This window comes from Roseovarius sp. B-10, from assembly GCF_056859295.1.
Window position 1 is genome coordinate 101,886 of sequence record NZ_JBSXOE010000042.1, and the last position, 15,614, is coordinate 117,499.

Here is a 15,614-nt window from a genome sequence, read left to right on the forward strand (position 1 = left end):
GCCGTGCGAAAGCGGCAGCTTGGCGCAGGCGTGCCCCGTTCAGAACGGAAAGAAAAACGGGATCACGAGGATTGCCACCGCCGCGTAAAGCAGGTTGAGCGGCAGGCCCACGACGAGGAAATCGCGGAACTTGTAGCCCCCCGCGCCATAAACGAAGGTGTTGGTCTGATATCCGATCGGCGTGGCGAAACTCGCCGAGGCGGCGAACATCACCGTGATGATGAACGGGCGCGGATCATAACCCAGCTCAAGCGCCAGTGCGATCGCGATGGGCCCCACGAGGATCGCCACCGCGTTGTTGGTCACCATCTCGGTCAGCAAGTTGGTCAACAAATAGACCGCCGCCAGCACCGCCAACGGTCCCAAGCCCTGCATAAGCCCCACCATCGACTCGACGATGACTTTCGCCGCCCCCGTCTCCTGCAGCCCGAGGCTCATCCCCAACATGCCAAAGATCAGGAACAGGATCGGCCAGTCGATCGCCTCGAACGCCTCGTCGGCCTCGACACAGCCGGTCATCATCACCACCACCGCCCCGATCACAGCCAGTCCGGCGATGGGCATCACGCCCAGCGCGGCGAGGATCATCACCGCCGCGATGGTGACGATGGCGATGGGGGCCTTCGAACGGCGCATCGCTTGATCGGCGGGCTCGGTAAGGTTGACGATGCCGCCATCCTCCATCAGCCGCCGCAGCCCCTCGGGCGGCCCCTCAAGCAGAACGGTATCGGCGAATTGCAGACGCACCTCCGGCAAGTCACGGCTTATGTTCTGCTCCTGCCGGTGCACGGCCATCAGGTAGACGCCGTACTTGCGCCGCAGCTTCAGATCCTTGATGGGCCGCCCGCGCAAATGCGAGTGGGGCCCGACGCTTGCCTCCATCGTCACAGTCCGCTCGGCAGTGACGGGCTCGAAGCCACTATCATCCATGCCGCGAAACTCGATCTCACCGTTCTCCTTCAGCCCGAGGATCTCGCCGGTATCGGTCTTGATCACCACCCGGTCACCGGATTCCAGCGTCAGGTCTCGCAGGTGGCGGCGCATCGAAACCTCGCCACGCACCACGTCGAGAATGCGCGCTCCCGCCCGGTTGAATGGCAAATCCTCCAGCTTCTTGCCGATATAGCGCGACTCGTGTGGGATAAGCAGCCGGGCGAGGAACTTGCGCTTGCCCTCCTGTCCCAGCGCGCTCGCAAGCGACGACCGGTCCGGCAACAGGAACCTCCCGGCAAAGGCCATGTAGACCACCCCCACCGTGGCCAGTACCAGTCCCGGCAACGTCATCTCGAACATGGTGAGCGCCGGCTGACCCGCATCGCGCGCCACCCCGCTCATCAGGATGTTGGTAGAGGTGCCCACCAGCGTCAGCGTACCACCGAAGATCGCCGCGTAGCTCAGAGGAATGAGCAGCCGCGACGAGCTAACGCCCAGCGACGTGCCCACCGAGATCATCACCGGCGTCAGCAGGATCACCACCGGCGTGTTGTTCATGAATGCCGAGGCCATCATCGAGGCCGCCATCATCAGAAACAGCGCCCGCAGGTAGGATCCGCGCGCTTGCGCGCGCAGCCATCCGCCGATAATTTCAAGAACACCCGTGCGTTCCAGTGCCGCGGAGATGACGAACATCATCGCGATGGTGATCGGCGCCTCCGAACCGAACACCTTCAGGAACGCCTCGGTCTCTATAATGCCAGTGGCCAACAGCACCGCCGACGCGCCCAGCGCCGTCACCGATGGCGGGAACACCTCCTTGAAGAAACACACGAAGACCCCGAGCAATAGCAGCAGAACGAATATCTGATCGGGGCTCATGGGCGGCACTTTCCTCATCGGGAATGCAGGCTGACGCGCAGTAACAGCAGGACGCCCCCCGATTTCAACAGCTAATTGCGCAGCGCCGCCACCGCCGCAAGACCCTTGCCTTCATCTTTCCCCAAATATTCCCGGAGATGTGGGGGTGGGGCCCCCACTCTTCGCTCAATGAAGCGTGAACTCGCCGGTCACGTTGCGCCACTCGCCCGGCGCGATCAGCTTGCGATGGGAAAAGCGCACAGAATGCAGCGGCCCCTCGATCTCACGCTGCCAGAACTCGATGAAATCAAAAAGCTTCGGGTGATCAGGGGCAAGATCGTAATCCTGCCACAGGTAGCTGTTGAGCACGTTCCGATAATCCGGCATCCGGTAGAAGAATTCCGCCGTGGTCAGCCCGTAGCCCTTCAGCAACATTTCCGTCTCGGTCATCTCCATTTTCTGCTCCTGTCTTTGCCTGACCGGATCAGTTTGCCATGTAGGAATTACTTTTCAATAAAAACAGTGTGTTATCACTCTTGATCAGTGGCTGCCACGCGCCCCGCCCCTGCGCCATTGCACCCCATATCGTGGCTCTGATATAGACGGAGGGGCAAGATATAGCGCATGTCACAGGACGGTCAAAAACGTGAGCGATACGCCTCAACCCCCTGAAAACCCAGATGAAACGACACCCTCGGCCTCCGGTCCGCAGGTCTCGATCACCCACGAGATGAAGACCTCCTATCTCGATTACGCGATGAGCGTGATCGTGAGCCGCGCCATTCCCGATTTGCGTGACGGTCTGAAACCTGTGCACCGGCGCATCCTCTACGCCATGCACGAGGGCGGCAACACCCATGACAAGCCCTATCGCAAGTCCGCCCGCGCGGTCGGCGACGTGATGGGCAAATACCACCCCCACGGCGATAGCGCGATCTATGACGCGCTGGTGCGCATGGCGCAGGACTTCTCGATGTCCCTGCCGCTCCTCGACGGACAGGGCAACTTCGGCTCCATGGACGGCGATAACGCCGCGGCCATGCGCTACACCGAGGTGCGCATGGACAAGCCCGCCGCTTTCCTTCTCGCCGATATCGAGAAGGAGACCGTCGATTTCCAGGACAATTACGACGGCAAGGACCGCGAGCCGACGGTTCTGCCCGCGCGTTTCCCGAACATGCTGGTCAATGGCGCGGGCGGCATCGCCGTCGGCATGGCCACCAACATCCCGCCGCACAACCTGGGCGAGGTGATCGACGCCACGCTGGCACTGATCGAGGATCCGGATCTGGGCAGCGAGGATCTCATTCAATACGTCCCCGGCCCCGATTTCCCGACCGGCGGGCTGATGCTGGGCCGCTCCGGCGCGCGAAAGGCCTATCTGGAAGGGCGCGGCAGCGTCATCATCCGCGCCAAGACCCGGGTGGAGGAACTGCGCAAGGACCGATACGCCATCGTCATCGACGAAATCCCCTACCAGGTGAACAAGGCCACGATGATCGAGCGGATCGCCGAAGCTGCCCGTGAAAAGCGGATCGAGGGCATCGCCCATGTCCAGGACGAGAGCGACCGCAACGGCGTCCGCGTGGTGGTCGAGTTGAAGCGCGACGCCACCCCCGACGTGGTGCTCAACCAGCTTTACCGCTTCACACCGATGCAGACCTCGTTCGGCTGCAACATGCTGGCATTGAACGGCGGCAGGCCCGAGCAACTGACCCTGCACCGCTTCCTGTCGCTGTTCGTCATGTTCCGCGAGGAGGTGGTCGCGCGGCGCACCGCACACGACTTGCGTAAGGCGCGTGAACGGGCGCATGTGCTCTGCGGTCTCGCCGTCGCCGTATCGAACGTGGACGAGGTGGTGGCCACGATCCGCGCCTCTGCCGACGCCGCCGAGGCAAGGCAAAAGCTGATGGAACGGCGCTGGCCGGCGGGCGACATCCTTGAATATATCGCGCTCATCGACGACCCCACACACCGCGCCAACGAGGACGGCACCTACAACCTCAGCGAGACGCAGGCCCGCGCCATCCTCGACCTGCGCCTGCAACGCCTGACACAGCTTGGCGTGCGCGAGGTCACCGACGAGTTGCAGGAGCTTGCCGGCAAGATCAAGGACTACCTCGCCATCCTCGCCTCGCGCGAACGGATCATGCAGATAATCTCGGACGAGCTGCGCGAGGTGCGCGAACAATTCGCCGTGCCGCGCCGCACCGAGATCGTGGACTGGTCCGGCGACATGGAAGACGAGGACCTCATCGAGCGCGAGGATATGGTCGTGACCATCACCCAAGGCGGCTATGTAAAGCGCACTGCGCTGGCGGATTTCCGCGCGCAGAAACGCGGTGGCAAGGGTCTGTCGAGCATGGCAACCAAGGACGAAGACGTTGTCACCTCGCTCTTCGTCGCCAACACCCACACGCCGCTTCTGGTCTTCACCACCGACGGTATGGTCTACAAGCTCAAGACATGGCGCCTGCCGCTCGGGTCTCGCACATCACGCGGCAAGGCGATCGTCAATATCCTGCCCATTCCCACGGGCGTCTCGATCGCCGCAATCATGCCGGTGGACCGCACCGAGGAGGAATGGGACGACCTCCAGATCGTGTTCGCCACCTCCGCGGGCGACGTGCGCCGCAACGCGCTCAGCGATTTCACCAACGTGAAACGCAACGGCAAGATCGCGATGGACCTGCCCGAGGGCGTCGAACTGGTCAACGCCCGTATCTGCACCCCCGATGACGACGTGATGCTCGTCACCGATTCGGGTCGCGCAATCCGGTTTCCCGTCACCGATGTGCGCGTCTTCAAGGGCCGCAAATCGACCGGCGTGCGCGGCATCCGCCTCACTGACGGGGACCGCGTGGTGTCGATGTCCGTGATCCGGCATTTCGAGGCCACGACGGACGAGCGCGCCGCCTATCTCAAGATGCGCCGCGCCGCCGCCGGGGCTCCCGATGACGAAACGGGCGAGGACGAGGGCGATGCCGGGGCGGCGATTGACGCCACCCGCTTCGCTGAAATGCAAGCGGCCGAGAACCTGATCCTGACGATTACCGCACGTGGCACCGGCAAGCTGTCATCGAGCCACGACTACCCGGTACGCGGGCGCGGCGGCATGGGCGTGGCGGCCATCGACCGCGCCATGCGCGGCGGGCCGCTCGTCGCCTCCTTCCCGGTCAGCCCGGAGGATCAGATCATGCTCGCCACCTCCACCGGCCAATCCATCCGCGTGCCGGTCGAGGGCATCTCCTTCCGGTCGCGCAGCGCGGGCGGCGTTCGGGTGTTCGACACCGGAAAGGGTGAGGAAGTGGTCTCGGTCGCGTGGATCGCCGACCGCGCCGAAGAGACCGATGAGGACGCGGACGCGGAGGACGCGCTCGGCTGAGGCCGGGCGCGCATTTTCCCTGAAACGGTCAGATTCCGGCCAGAATTCGCGGCAATTGTCACCACAGAGCTTTCGTTCTGGTTGCAAGTGACGTCCGGTTTCCCGCACACGGCAAGAAAGGCCCGACCGTCATGGACCAAGACCCCGCTCCCGGCGTCGATCAGATCGGCATCAACCTGCTGCGGATCGTCACCGGCACCTTCTTCATGGCGGTGGCTCTCGAGCTCGTCGATGGCTTCGACCCTGCGGTCCTGTTCCGGCCAATCCTCAGCCCTGAAATCAGCGGGGTGGCGGGCGCAACCACGCTTCTGGCGCTGGCGATATGGTTCATGTTGGGCGCGGCCCTGCGGCTTGCCGCGCTGAGCCTTGCGCTCTTCGTGCTGGTCTCGAGCTTCACGACCAATTTCATCGTCGGCTCCGTCGAGGATTTGTCGGCCTTCTGGTATGATCTGACACTCTGCTGCGGCGTGCTGCTGAGCTATCTCACACTGGACGAGCAGCGTTTGCGCCGGGCCTCGGTGTTCTCACACCACGCGCGAGTGCAGCGTATCGCGGCTCGACGCCGCGTACGGCCACGCCGTGTAGCTCCGGACCCCGACACCAAGCCGGCCAAGCGCGATCGCCCCGCGCCCAGTGAAGAAATCAACATCTTCGCCGATATCCGGGGCTGAAACCGGATGGAATAGTGCTGCCTGGCTCGCTGCCATTCTGCTTATCCCGTCAGTCATTCACAGCCTCTCCCTCAGGGGCCTGTTCGATCCATTGCGCGAGTATGGTGCGCAAGAGAGCCACGTCGCGGGTCTCGATCGCCTCGGACAGCGACCGGAGCGCCTTGGCAAGCTCAATCTCCGAGAGGTGCCCCTCCTGCGCGCGCAGGATGCGTGGGTGCGGCGTGGTAAGCATATCCGAGCCGATGAGCAATTCCTCGTGCAGCTTCTCGCCCGGGCGAAGCCCGGTTACGGCAATCTCGATATCGCCGTCGGGATTGGCCGCGTCGCGCAGGGTGAGCCCCGATGCCTCGATCATCCGCAGCGCGATGTCCCGCACGCGGATTGGTTCTCCCATGTCGAGCACGAACACATCGCCGCCGCGCGCAATAGTGCCCGCCAGCAACACCAGCCGCACCGCCTCGGGGATAGTCATGAAGTAGCGCGTGACATCCGGATGCGTGAGCGTGACAGGACCGCCCCGTGCGATCTGTTCGGAAAAGGTGGGAATCACCGATCCCGACGAGCCCAGCACGTTGCCGAAACGCACCATTGAAAAGCGCGTGCGCGTGGCGCGGGTAGCGAGATCCTGCACGATCATCTCGGCGAACCGCTTGGAGGCGCCCATCACCGAGGTGGGGCGCACCGCCTTGTCCGTAGAAACGAGGATGAACCGCTCGACACCGGCATCAAGCGCGGCGCTGGCCACGGTGCGGGTACCGATCACGTTGTTGCGCATCCCCTCAATGGCATTGGATTCCACCATCGGAACGTGCTTGTAGGCGGCAGCGTGGAGCACGACGTCGATCTTCTTGGCCTGCATCAGCACCGAGACGAGCGCCGGCTCGCAGACCGAGCCGAGGATGGGAACGATCTCGACCTCGGGGGCGAGGTCACGCAATTCGCGCTCGATCTGGAAAAGCGCGTGTTCTCCGTGGTCGAGCAAGATCAGCGTCTTCGGCGCGCAGGTCGCGATCTGGCGGCACAGTTCCGCGCCAATGGAGCCGCCCGCACCGGTCACGAGGACGCGTCGCCCGGCATAGGCGTCGGTGACTCCGGGCAACTCGTTTTCCAGCGCGTCACGACCCAGAAGGGTTGTCGGGTCGATGGGATGGCTCTCGTAAGGGGTGACCGCGCGGCCTGTCACCAGATCGGCAAAGGAAGGCAGCGCGTGCACCTCGCAGCCGGTAGCGGCAAGCCGGCGGGTGAGTCGCGTGCGCGCCGCCTCGCTCGCGCTGGGCATGGCGAGGATGATGCGCCCGATCCCGTGCCGCGCAACAAGCGCCTCGATCTCTTCGGGGCTGTATACGCGAAGACCCGACACGATGATCCCCCGAAGCCGGGGCTCGTCATCGGCAAAGGCCACTGGGCGCAGCCGGTCATCACGCAACAGCGCGGCGGCAAGCTGCTGGCCGGTTTGCCCGGCCCCGTAGATCAGAACCGGCAGACGGCCTTCCGTGGTCACCGCCGAGGTATCGGGCCGGGACCGTCCAGAGGCGATCCGGGCCCGGATACGTCGCAACACATTCAAAGGGCTCTCGGGCATGGCTGGGTCCGTCCTCGTGCGGCGGGGGATCGCTCGGCTCATGCCAAGGTAGGCCGACTGGTACTGTGACGGCAATGGTGTTCACCGCCCTGTGACGGATTGTGCGGGTTGGACGGATCGACATGCTGGATTATCTTGCGACAGTCGCACGGGATCGGACAAGATAAGGAATTGAAAAACCGCGTTATCGTGGCTCAAGGAGAAGCAACCTTACGGCCGGCCATGAGATCGACCGTGGCATGCGCGCTCATCCTCCTGCTTGGTACCTGTTCGTACCAAGCGGCGCGTGATCTGGCCCCCGTTTCACCGGACACCTAAGCGGTTTGGGTTTTGACCCTGATGAACTGACGCGGGAGCGCACCATCCCGAGACCGTTTGGCACAGTTGTGTGATCGGTGGGACGTCGAACAGCCTCTCGAAAAAGGCACGAGCAGAGGGGCGCGCGCTTCAGGCCCCCCAAGGATCGCGCGAGGTCCGGCAGCCCGCTCACACCCCCCACGCGGCGCATTTTCGATCCACCGTCTTGCGCGCCACGCCAAGCCGCCGCGCGGCCTCGGCCCGGTTGCCGCCGCAGGCGTCGAGAACGGCGAGGATGTGGCGCTGCTCGACCATCTCAAGCGTCTCGATGGCCTGCGCGCCGGTCACCCTGCCCTGCCCTTCGAACTCCGCCGGAAATTCCCCGAGGATCACCGACCGTTCAATCAGGTTGCGCAACTCGCGCACATTGCCGGGCCAGTCGTAGCGGGTGAGCTTCAGCAGCACCTGGTCGTTGAGTTCCAGCGCGGGCATCCCCAGCGCGGTGGCAAACTCGCTCATGAACAGCGCGGCCAGCTCCGCTATATCTTCTTTGCGCTCGCGCAGGCTGGGCATCCCGACATTGACGATATTGATGCGGTGATACAGATCGTCACGGAACCGTCCCGCCGCCACCTCGACCGTCAGATCGGCATTGGTTGCGAACAGGAATCGCAGGTCTAGCGGCACCTCGCGCTCAGAGCCGATGGGGCGGATGCGCCGGTCCTCCAGCACCCGCAGGAGCGCCGCCTGCACAGCCATCGGAAGCTGCGCCACCTCGTCGAGAAGGAGTGTGCCGCCTTCGGCATGAAACAGCAGTCCATCCTTGTGCCGCGTACCATCCTCGATCACGCCGAACAGTTCCTCGGCGATGTGCCCCTCGGAGAAGGCGGCGCAATTAACCGCCACGAAGGGCTTGTCGGCGCGGTCAGAAAGGGCGTGGAGCGTGCGCGCGGCGATTTCCTTGCCAGTCCCGCTCGCCCCGGTAAACAGCACCGGCGTGGGCATCGGCCCGAGCCGCGCAAGCAGGTCCCGCACCTCGCGGATCGCTGGAGAATTACCCAACAGCCGCCCGCGCGCCGTGCCACCGCCCCCCGACAATTCGTGCCGCAGCAGGTAGTTGTCGCGCGCGAGATACTTGCGGTCCAACGCGCGCGCCACGGCGTTGAGTATCTGGTTGGCACGGAACGGCTTGAGGACGAAATCGGTAACGCCAGCGCGCAACGCCTTGATCGCCGTGTCGAGATCGGCATAGGCCGTCATCAGGATGGTCTCGGCAAAGAGCCCAACCCGGCGCTGTTCCTCCAGCCAGTCGAGCCCTGTCTTGTCGGGCATGACGTTATCGAGGATCACGAGGTCGAAATGCACTTGGTCGAGGATTTCCCCCGCCTCGGCGCAGGATCGCGCCAGCTCGACATGTCGGCAGCGGGGGCCGAGCGTCTTGGCCAGGAAGTTGCGCATCCCCGGCTCGTCATCTACGACGAGGATCGCGGCCCGCGCGAGGCTCTCGCCATAATCGTCGCGGGGGGTGTGCTTTCGGACGGCGGCACGGGTGCTCATTCGGGCGCTTCGCCCAACCTGACATTGTCGCCCGCGCGCGTCGCCTCGGCGGTATAGCCCAGTTCCGTGAGCACGGTCGGCGCGGCGGCGGCGATCACCCCGCAGGCCACAAAGGCGGCAAGCATCGCTTTCATCGGGTCGTCTCTCCTCTCACTTGGTGGCACGGCGCAGGTAGGTCACGAGGTCCTCACGGTCCTGCGTGGCGGTGATGCGCTGCATCGGCATCTTGCTCCCGGGGATATAGTGATCGGGGCCAAGGTCGAACAGCACGTCGATGGTCTCGTCCGTCCACACGATATCCGAATTGGCTAGCACAGGCGAGTAGGGATAGCCCGGCACGCTGCCCGCTTGCCGCCCGAACAGCCCGTGAAGGCTTGGCCCCGCCTTGCGCGACGGCGGCGGGGTGAGCGCGTGACAGATCGAGCATTTTCGCATGAACTGCCGCTCGCCATTCTCCATTTCCTCTGGCGGGCGCAGAAAGCTGTGCTCGGTCTCACCCGCCGGGTTAAACGTGTCGAGCATTGTCACCGGCCAGCCATAGACCACATTGCTCAGCCCCCCAGCGTAGAGCATCTGTCCATCGCCCGAGAACGCCAGCGCCCAGACCGGGCCACGCGCCACCGCCTTGAAATCGCGGGCAATCGTCCAGGTCTCGGTGTCGATCACCATGATATAGCCCTGCCCGTCGCCGACGGCGATCTGCCCGGTAGCAGCGTGGTGCTCGAGCGCCAGGATCGGCCGCCGGTCGAGGGTGAAATCGGCGATCACGTCGCCGGTCGCGGGGTTGATCACCCTGGTCACACCATCCACCGCACCATAGGCGATCCACGTCTCCCGCGGCCCAATCACCAGCTTGTTGATGCCGAACCCCTGATCGAGAAGGATGCGCGCGACCGGGTCAGCCTCACGCCAGTCCCAGACGCGCAGCGTGCCATCGGCGGAGGTGGAATAAAGCCGCGTTCCATCTGCGCCGAACGCCACATCTGTCACCGGCCCATCATGGCCGTCGAGAAACCGCGCCGCGCCTCCCGCCACCGACCAGAGGCCGATCGCGCCATCCCAGCTTGCCGAAGCGATCCACGCTCCATCAGGCGACACCGCCAGCCCGGCGATCTTTCCCTTGTGGCCCTCCAGACGACGACTCTTGCCTGTGTACCTGTCCCACGCGATCACATCGAAATCGTCGCCGCCCGAGACCAGCCCGGCCTCGCCCAGTGGTGCCAACGCGATCACCGCCGCGTCGTGCCCTTCCAGCCAGTGGGGCTCTCGGCCCTGCCACAGCCCCACCGAGTTGTCGAAACTGGCCGACGCCACCTCGCCACCGGGCAGGCTGGCCAGCCCCATGACCGGCCCGCCATGCCCTTTCAGCGTAGTAAACTCTTGCGCCACCGAGGGCGCCGCGGCCAAGAACCACAATCCGGCGATCAGCGTGCGCATGGCCTATTCTGCGGGGTGCGTGGCCTTGTCGGGCGCAGGCGCGTGGCCTTTTTCCTGCAGTTCCTCGAGCCACAGCCCGTGGTGTTCGCGCGCCCATTGCTCCTCGACCTCGCCCGAGCCCATCGCGTCGAACGCGCCCTCCATGCCGACTGAACCGATATAGATATGTGCGAGGATGATGGCCGTCAGCGCGAAGGCCATGATCGTGTGCCAAAGCGTGGCGAACTGCATCTCCTCATGCGGCGCCAGCGTCTCGGGCAGCGCGCCATAGCCTACCGCCTGCGGCAGACCGGTATCGTTGAGTATCTGAAAGGTCTTGGCGAACATCGGCAACTCGAACGGAAAGAGCAGCGACAGCCCCGAGACCGAGATCGAAGCACCGAACACGATCACCGCCCAGAAGATCAGCTTCTGCCCGGCGTTGAACTTCTTCGCCGGCGGATGCACGCCCTTGCTGAAGATGCCGCCGCCCACAGCCAGCCATTTCAGGTCAGTGCGGTTGGGGATGTTGTGAAGCACCCACATGACGAACACCATCACAAGCCCCAGCATGAACGCCCAGGAGATGTTGTTGTGTACCCATTTCGAGCCGGCTGCGAGGGTCGAGAACGCCTCAAGCCCCAGCAGCGGAATGATGGCCATGCGACCAAAGAGCACCAGAAGCCCGGTGATTGCCAGCACCACGAAGGAGCCCGCCATCAGCCAGTGGCCGAACCGTTCAACTGCCTGAAAGCGCGTGACGGTGCGCCCGGTCTTCTCGCCATCGATGCGGATGCGGCCGCGGATCAGGTAGAACAGCACCAGCAGCGCCAGAGTGCCACCGAGAAGCCATGCGCCGTAGGTCGCCAGCGGCCCACGGCGGAATTGCAGCCACCACATGCCCGAATCCTGAATCAGCACGCGCGCTTCCGGTCCACCCGCGGACACTTTCACATCCTCGAGTCCATAGCGCAGCGCGCGCCACACCTCGGCATCCGAAGCCCCGCCCAGCGTCCCAAGCTGGCTGGCCATCCCGGCAGCACCTTCGGGGTTGCCGGTGGCGTTGCGGCGAAAGCTGCTGTCGACCTGCTCGCCGCGCTGGCGGGCGAGGATATCCTCGAGCGTCTGCGCGCCACCGGTCGCGGACCGATCGGGGGCGGATGTATCCGGCGTCTCCTGCGCCATCGCGGGCAGGGCGAGCAGGAAACACAAAGCCATGCTGAGTAGTGCGCGCATGATGTCCTCGATTGTTGTGCGGGAACCTGGTTTCCGTGGAGGAAACCGGATCGGAAACTTTTCAAGTCTCCGGTACCGACGGCCTGAGAGCCTTCCGGCACCGGTATCCGGCCGGGCGCGGCCCGGCCGGACAGGTTCTCGGGTCAGCCGCCCTTCTGCCCGTAGGCCGTGCCCCAGCCCCAGGCGCCCGAGCCGAAACCGCGCGCCACGACGCGTTCGCGGTAGATCGCCGAGACCACGTCGCCATCGCCGGCCAGAAGCGCCTTGGTCGAGCACATCTCGGCGCAGATGGGCAGCTTGCCTTCGGCGATCCGGTTGCGTCCGTACTTCTGGAACTCGGCCTGGCTGTGGTTCTCTTCGGGGCCGCCGGCGCAGAAGGTGCATTTGTCCATCTTGCCGCGGGATCCGAAATTGCCCGCTTGCGGATACTGCGGCGCGCCAAAGGGGCACGCGTAAAAGCAGTACCCGCAGCCAATGCACAGGTCCTTGGAGTGGAGCACCACACCGTCCTCGTTCTGGTAGAAGCAATCCACCGGGCAGACGGCCATGCATGGCGCGTCGGAACAGTGCATGCACGCGACCGAGATCGAGCGTTCGCCCGGCGTGCCGTCGTTGATCGTCACCACCTTGCGGCGGTTGATCCCCCACGGCACCTCGTGCTCGTTCTTGCAGGCGGTGACGCAGGCGTTGCATTCGATGCAGCGTTCGGCATCACACAGAAACTTTGCTCTTGCCATGTCTCTATCTCCTTACGCTGGCATGATCTTGCAGAGAGTACACTTGGTCTCCTGCATCTGGGTCACGCTGTCATAGCCATAGGTCTGGGCGGTATTGCTGGCCTCGCCCAGCACGTAGGGGTCTGCCCCGTCGGGATAGTTCTCCCGCAGGTCGCGCCCTTCGAAATGACCGCCGAAGTGGAAGGGCATGAAGGCCACGCCCGCGCCCACCCTCTCGGTCACCATCGCCATGACCTTGACCTTGGCCCCCTCGGCACCCTCGACCCAGACCTGTTCGCCGTCGCGCAGCCCCAGATCGTTGGCGTCGCGCGGGTTGATCTCGACGAACATGTCCTGCTGAAGCTCGGCCAGCCACGGGTTCGACCGGCTCTCGTCGCCGCCGCCCTCGTATTCGACCAGACGGCCGGATGTGAGGATCATAGGATATTCCTTCGAGAAGTCGTTCTTCTGGATCGAAGCATAGAGGGTTGGCAGCCGGTAGGCATGCCGATCCTCGTAGGTGGGGTAATCTGCCACCAAGTCGCGCCGCGGCGTATAAAGCGGCTCGCGGTGCAGCGGCACCGGGTCGGGGAAGGTCCACACCACCGCGCGGGCCTTGGCATTGCCGAAGGGCGCGCATTCATGGGCGATGGCCACCCGCTGGATCCCACCCGAAAGGTCGGTCTTCCAGTTGGTGTTGGGCCCCGCGACGGCGTCGATCGCCGCGCGTTCCTCGTCGGTCAGCTCACTATCCCAGCCCAGGTCCATGAGCATCTGCATGGTGAATTCCGGATACCCGTCCTGGATATCGGAGCCCACCGAGTAGACGCCCTCGGCCAAGAGGTTGTCGCCGTCCCGCTCGACACCGAAGCGCGCGCGGAAGGTTAGGCCGCCCTCACTCACCGGCTTGGACATGTCATAGAGCACATGGGTGCCGGGATGCTTCATCTCCGGTGTGCCCCAGCACGGCCAAGGCAGGCCGTAGGTCTCGCCATCGGCGGGTCCACCGACTGCCCGCAAAGTGGTGCGGTCGAAGGTGTGCTGATTGGCCATGTGCAGCCGGAGCCGCTCAGGGCTCTGCCCGGTATAGCCGATCGTCCAGGTGCCGCGGTTGATTTCGCGCAGCGTGTCCTCGACATTCGGGGTCACGCCGTCATCCTCGATCTTGATGTTGCGGAAGAACCGATCGTGGAAGCCGAACTTCTTGGCGAACAGCCCGATGATCTCGTGATCAGGCTTCGACTCGAAGAGCGGATCGACCACCTTCTCACGCCATTGCAGCGAGCGGTTGGACGCGGTGACCGAGCCATAGGTCTCGAACTGCGTCGCCGCGGGCAGCAGGTAGACCCCGTCGGTGCGGTCATGCATCACCGCCGACACGGTCGGATAGGGATCGACCACGACCAGCATGTCGAGCTGTTCCATCGCGGTCTTCATTTCCTTGCCGCGGGTCTGGCTGTTGGGCGCGTGACCCCAGAGCACCATGGCGCGCACCTTGTTGGGGTTGTCCATGTTCTCGGGGTCTTCGAGCACGCCGTCGATCCAGCGACTGACCGGGATACCGGAGAGGTTCTGGAGCGATTGATCCTTGCCGTCCTTGGCCTTGATCGTGGCGAACCGCCCGGCAAGCCACTCAGGGTCTTCGCCCCAGACGCGCGCCCAATGGGCCCAGGCCCCGGCGCTCAGCCCGTAATAGGCCGGTAGAGTGTGGCTCAGCACGCCGAGGTCGGTCGCGCCCTGCACGTTGTCATGGCCGCGGAAGATATTGGTGCCGCCGCCCGCAACGCCCATGTTGCCGAGCGCCAGTTGCAGGATGCAGTAGGCACGGGTGTTGTTGTTGCCGTTGGTGTGCTGCGTGCCACCCATGCACCAGATCACGGTGCCGGGACGGCTGTTGGCCAGCGTCCGCGCCACACGGCGAAGCTGCGACCCCGGTGCCCCGGTCACACGCTCGACCTCCTCGGGCGTCCACCCTTTCACCTCGTCGCGGATCTGGTCCATCCCCCAGACACGGGTGCGGATGAATTCCTTGTCCTCCCAGCCGTTCTCGAAGATGTGCCACAGGATGCCCCAGACCAGCGCCACGTCGGTGCCGGGACGGAAGCGCACGTATTCGTCGGCATGGGCCGCAGTGCGGGTGAAACGCGGGTCGCATACGATGAGCGGCGCGTTGTTCTCTTCCTTGGCCTTCAGCACGTGCAGCAGCGAGACGGGATGCGCCTCCGCCGGGTTGCCGCCAATGATAAAGATGGCCTTGGAATTGTGAATGTCGTTGTAGCTGTTGGTCATGGCGCCGTAGCCCCATGTGTTCGCAACGCCCGCGACGGTGGTCGAGTGACAGATGCGCGCCTGATGGTCCACGTTGTTGCTGCCCCAATAGGCCGCGAACTTGCGGAACAGGTAGGCCTGTTCGTTACTGTGCTTGGCCGAGCCCAGCCAGTAGACGCTGTCAGGCCCACTTTCCTCGCGGATCTGCATCATGCCATCGCCGATCTCGTTGATCGCCTGCTCCCAGCTGATGCGCTTCCACTCGCCGCCCTCTTTCTTCATCGGGTACTTGAGGCGGCGCTCGCCATGCGCGTGCTCGCGCACCGACGCGCCCTTGGCGCAATGCGCGCCGAGGTTGAAGGGGCTGTCCCAGCCGGGCTCTTGGCCCGTCCAGACGCCGTCCTGCACCTCGGCCACGACCGTGCACCCGACCGAGCAATGGGTGCAGACGGATTTCACCGTCTTCACCGCCTCTTTGGCGGCGCTCTGGGCGTTGGCGCGGGTAACGGTGCCACCCAAGGCCCCCACTGCGGCAAGGCCACCGATGGCCAGGCCGCTACCGCGCAGGAACGCGCGGCGATCGACGGATTTGCCGCCGACCTCGGACAGGATACTGGTCCGCTGGGGGCGTCGCGCAACCCCGTTGGTCTTTTTCCTAAGCATGTTTCTCTCTCCTCCCTGGGCCTGGATTC

The 15,614-nt window shown here is 64.5% G+C and carries 11 protein-coding genes; 2 read left to right on the forward strand and 9 right to left on the reverse strand.

The window, feature by feature from the left end; translation table 11 throughout:
- Positions 1-39 precede the first annotated feature (39 nt).
- The gene (locus AC13D8_RS18240; RefSeq protein WP_129432455.1) at positions 40-1,815 is read right to left on the reverse strand and encodes an SLC13 family permease; all 1,776 of its coding nucleotides are present in this window, start codon (positions 1,813-1,815) and stop codon (positions 40-42) included.
- 165 nt (positions 1,816-1,980) lie between these two features.
- The gene (locus tag AC13D8_RS18245; RefSeq protein WP_104019347.1) at positions 1,981-2,250 is read right to left on the reverse strand and encodes an usg protein; all 270 of its coding nucleotides are present in this window, start codon (positions 2,248-2,250) and stop codon (positions 1,981-1,983) included.
- Positions 2,251-2,440: 190 nt separating this feature from the next.
- Between AC13D8_RS18245 and gyrA the strand changes: the two genes are divergently transcribed.
- On the forward strand, positions 2,441-5,179 hold the full coding sequence (gyrA, locus tag AC13D8_RS18250; RefSeq protein ID WP_482970023.1) for a DNA gyrase subunit A: 2,739 nt from the start codon (positions 2,441-2,443) through the stop codon (positions 5,177-5,179).
- Between the two features lie 131 nt (positions 5,180-5,310).
- Positions 5,311-5,850 (forward strand): hypothetical protein, encoded by a 540-nt coding sequence (locus tag AC13D8_RS18255; RefSeq protein WP_482970024.1) that lies wholly within the window; start codon positions 5,311-5,313, stop codon positions 5,848-5,850.
- 49 nt (positions 5,851-5,899) lie between these two features.
- Here AC13D8_RS18255 and AC13D8_RS18260 read toward each other — a convergent pair whose 3' ends face one another.
- The 7 genes from AC13D8_RS18260 to AC13D8_RS18290 all read right to left on the reverse strand — a co-directional run bounded on the left by AC13D8_RS18260 (position 5,900) and on the right by AC13D8_RS18290 (position 15,585).
- Positions 5,900-7,432: a polysaccharide biosynthesis protein gene (locus tag AC13D8_RS18260; protein ID WP_482970025.1), complete on the reverse strand. Its 1,533-nt coding sequence runs from the start codon at positions 7,430-7,432 to the stop codon at positions 5,900-5,902.
- A gap of 486 nt (positions 7,433-7,918) precedes the next feature.
- Complete coding sequence (locus AC13D8_RS18265) at positions 7,919-9,286, reverse strand: sigma-54-dependent transcriptional regulator (RefSeq protein ID WP_482970026.1); 1,368 nt, start codon at positions 9,284-9,286, stop codon at positions 7,919-7,921.
- Positions 9,283-9,420 carry a hypothetical protein gene (locus AC13D8_RS18270; RefSeq protein WP_164989191.1) on the reverse strand — a complete coding sequence of 46 codons (138 nt, stop codon included), beginning with the start codon at positions 9,418-9,420 and terminating at the stop codon, positions 9,283-9,285. Before AC13D8_RS18270 ends, AC13D8_RS18265 begins: the two co-directional genes overlap by 4 nt.
- Before the next feature lie 16 nt (positions 9,421-9,436).
- A complete protein-coding gene (locus AC13D8_RS18275; RefSeq protein ID WP_482970027.1) occupies positions 9,437-10,723 on the reverse strand; it encodes a c-type cytochrome in 1,287 nt (428 codons plus the stop codon).
- A gap of 3 nt (positions 10,724-10,726) precedes the next feature.
- Positions 10,727-11,938, reverse strand: a complete 1,212-nt coding sequence (locus tag AC13D8_RS18280; protein WP_482970028.1) for a formate dehydrogenase subunit gamma — start codon at positions 11,936-11,938, stop codon at positions 10,727-10,729.
- 143 nt (positions 11,939-12,081) lie between these two features.
- Positions 12,082-12,675: a formate dehydrogenase FDH3 subunit beta gene (gene fdh3B / locus AC13D8_RS18285; protein ID WP_129432462.1), complete on the reverse strand. Its 594-nt coding sequence runs from the start codon at positions 12,673-12,675 to the stop codon at positions 12,082-12,084.
- 12 nt (positions 12,676-12,687) lie between these two features.
- Entirely contained in the window at positions 12,688-15,585 is a 2,898-nt protein-coding gene (locus AC13D8_RS18290; protein ID WP_482970029.1) for a formate dehydrogenase subunit alpha, read from the reverse strand.
- Positions 15,586-15,614: the final 29 nt, after the last annotated feature.

Excerpts from the sequence above, each read along its gene's own strand:
- AC13D8_RS18265 (WP_482970026.1), bottom strand. The coding sequence starts at position 9,286 with ATGAGCACCCGTGCCGCCGTCCGAAAGCACACCCCCCGCGACGATTAT.
- AC13D8_RS18260 (WP_482970025.1), bottom strand. The coding sequence starts at position 7,432 with ATGCCCGAGAGCCCTTTGAATGTGTTGCGACGTATCCGGGCCCGGATC.
- AC13D8_RS18290 (WP_482970029.1), bottom strand. The coding sequence starts at position 15,585 with ATGCTTAGGAAAAAGACCAACGGGGTTGCGCGACGCCCCCAGCGGACC.
- AC13D8_RS18270 (WP_164989191.1), bottom strand. The coding sequence starts at position 9,420 with ATGAAAGCGATGCTTGCCGCCTTTGTGGCCTGCGGGGTGATCGCCGCC.
- AC13D8_RS18275 (WP_482970027.1), bottom strand. The coding sequence starts at position 10,723 with ATGCGCACGCTGATCGCCGGATTGTGGTTCTTGGCCGCGGCGCCCTCG.
- fdh3B (WP_129432462.1), bottom strand. The coding sequence starts at position 12,675 with ATGGCAAGAGCAAAGTTTCTGTGTGATGCCGAACGCTGCATCGAATGC.
- AC13D8_RS18245 (WP_104019347.1), bottom strand. The coding sequence starts at position 2,250 with ATGGAGATGACCGAGACGGAAATGTTGCTGAAGGGCTACGGGCTGACC.
- AC13D8_RS18255 (WP_482970024.1), top strand. The coding sequence starts at position 5,311 with ATGGACCAAGACCCCGCTCCCGGCGTCGATCAGATCGGCATCAACCTG.
- AC13D8_RS18240 (WP_129432455.1), bottom strand. The coding sequence starts at position 1,815 with ATGAGCCCCGATCAGATATTCGTTCTGCTGCTATTGCTCGGGGTCTTC.
- AC13D8_RS18280 (WP_482970028.1), bottom strand. The coding sequence starts at position 11,938 with ATGCGCGCACTACTCAGCATGGCTTTGTGTTTCCTGCTCGCCCTGCCC.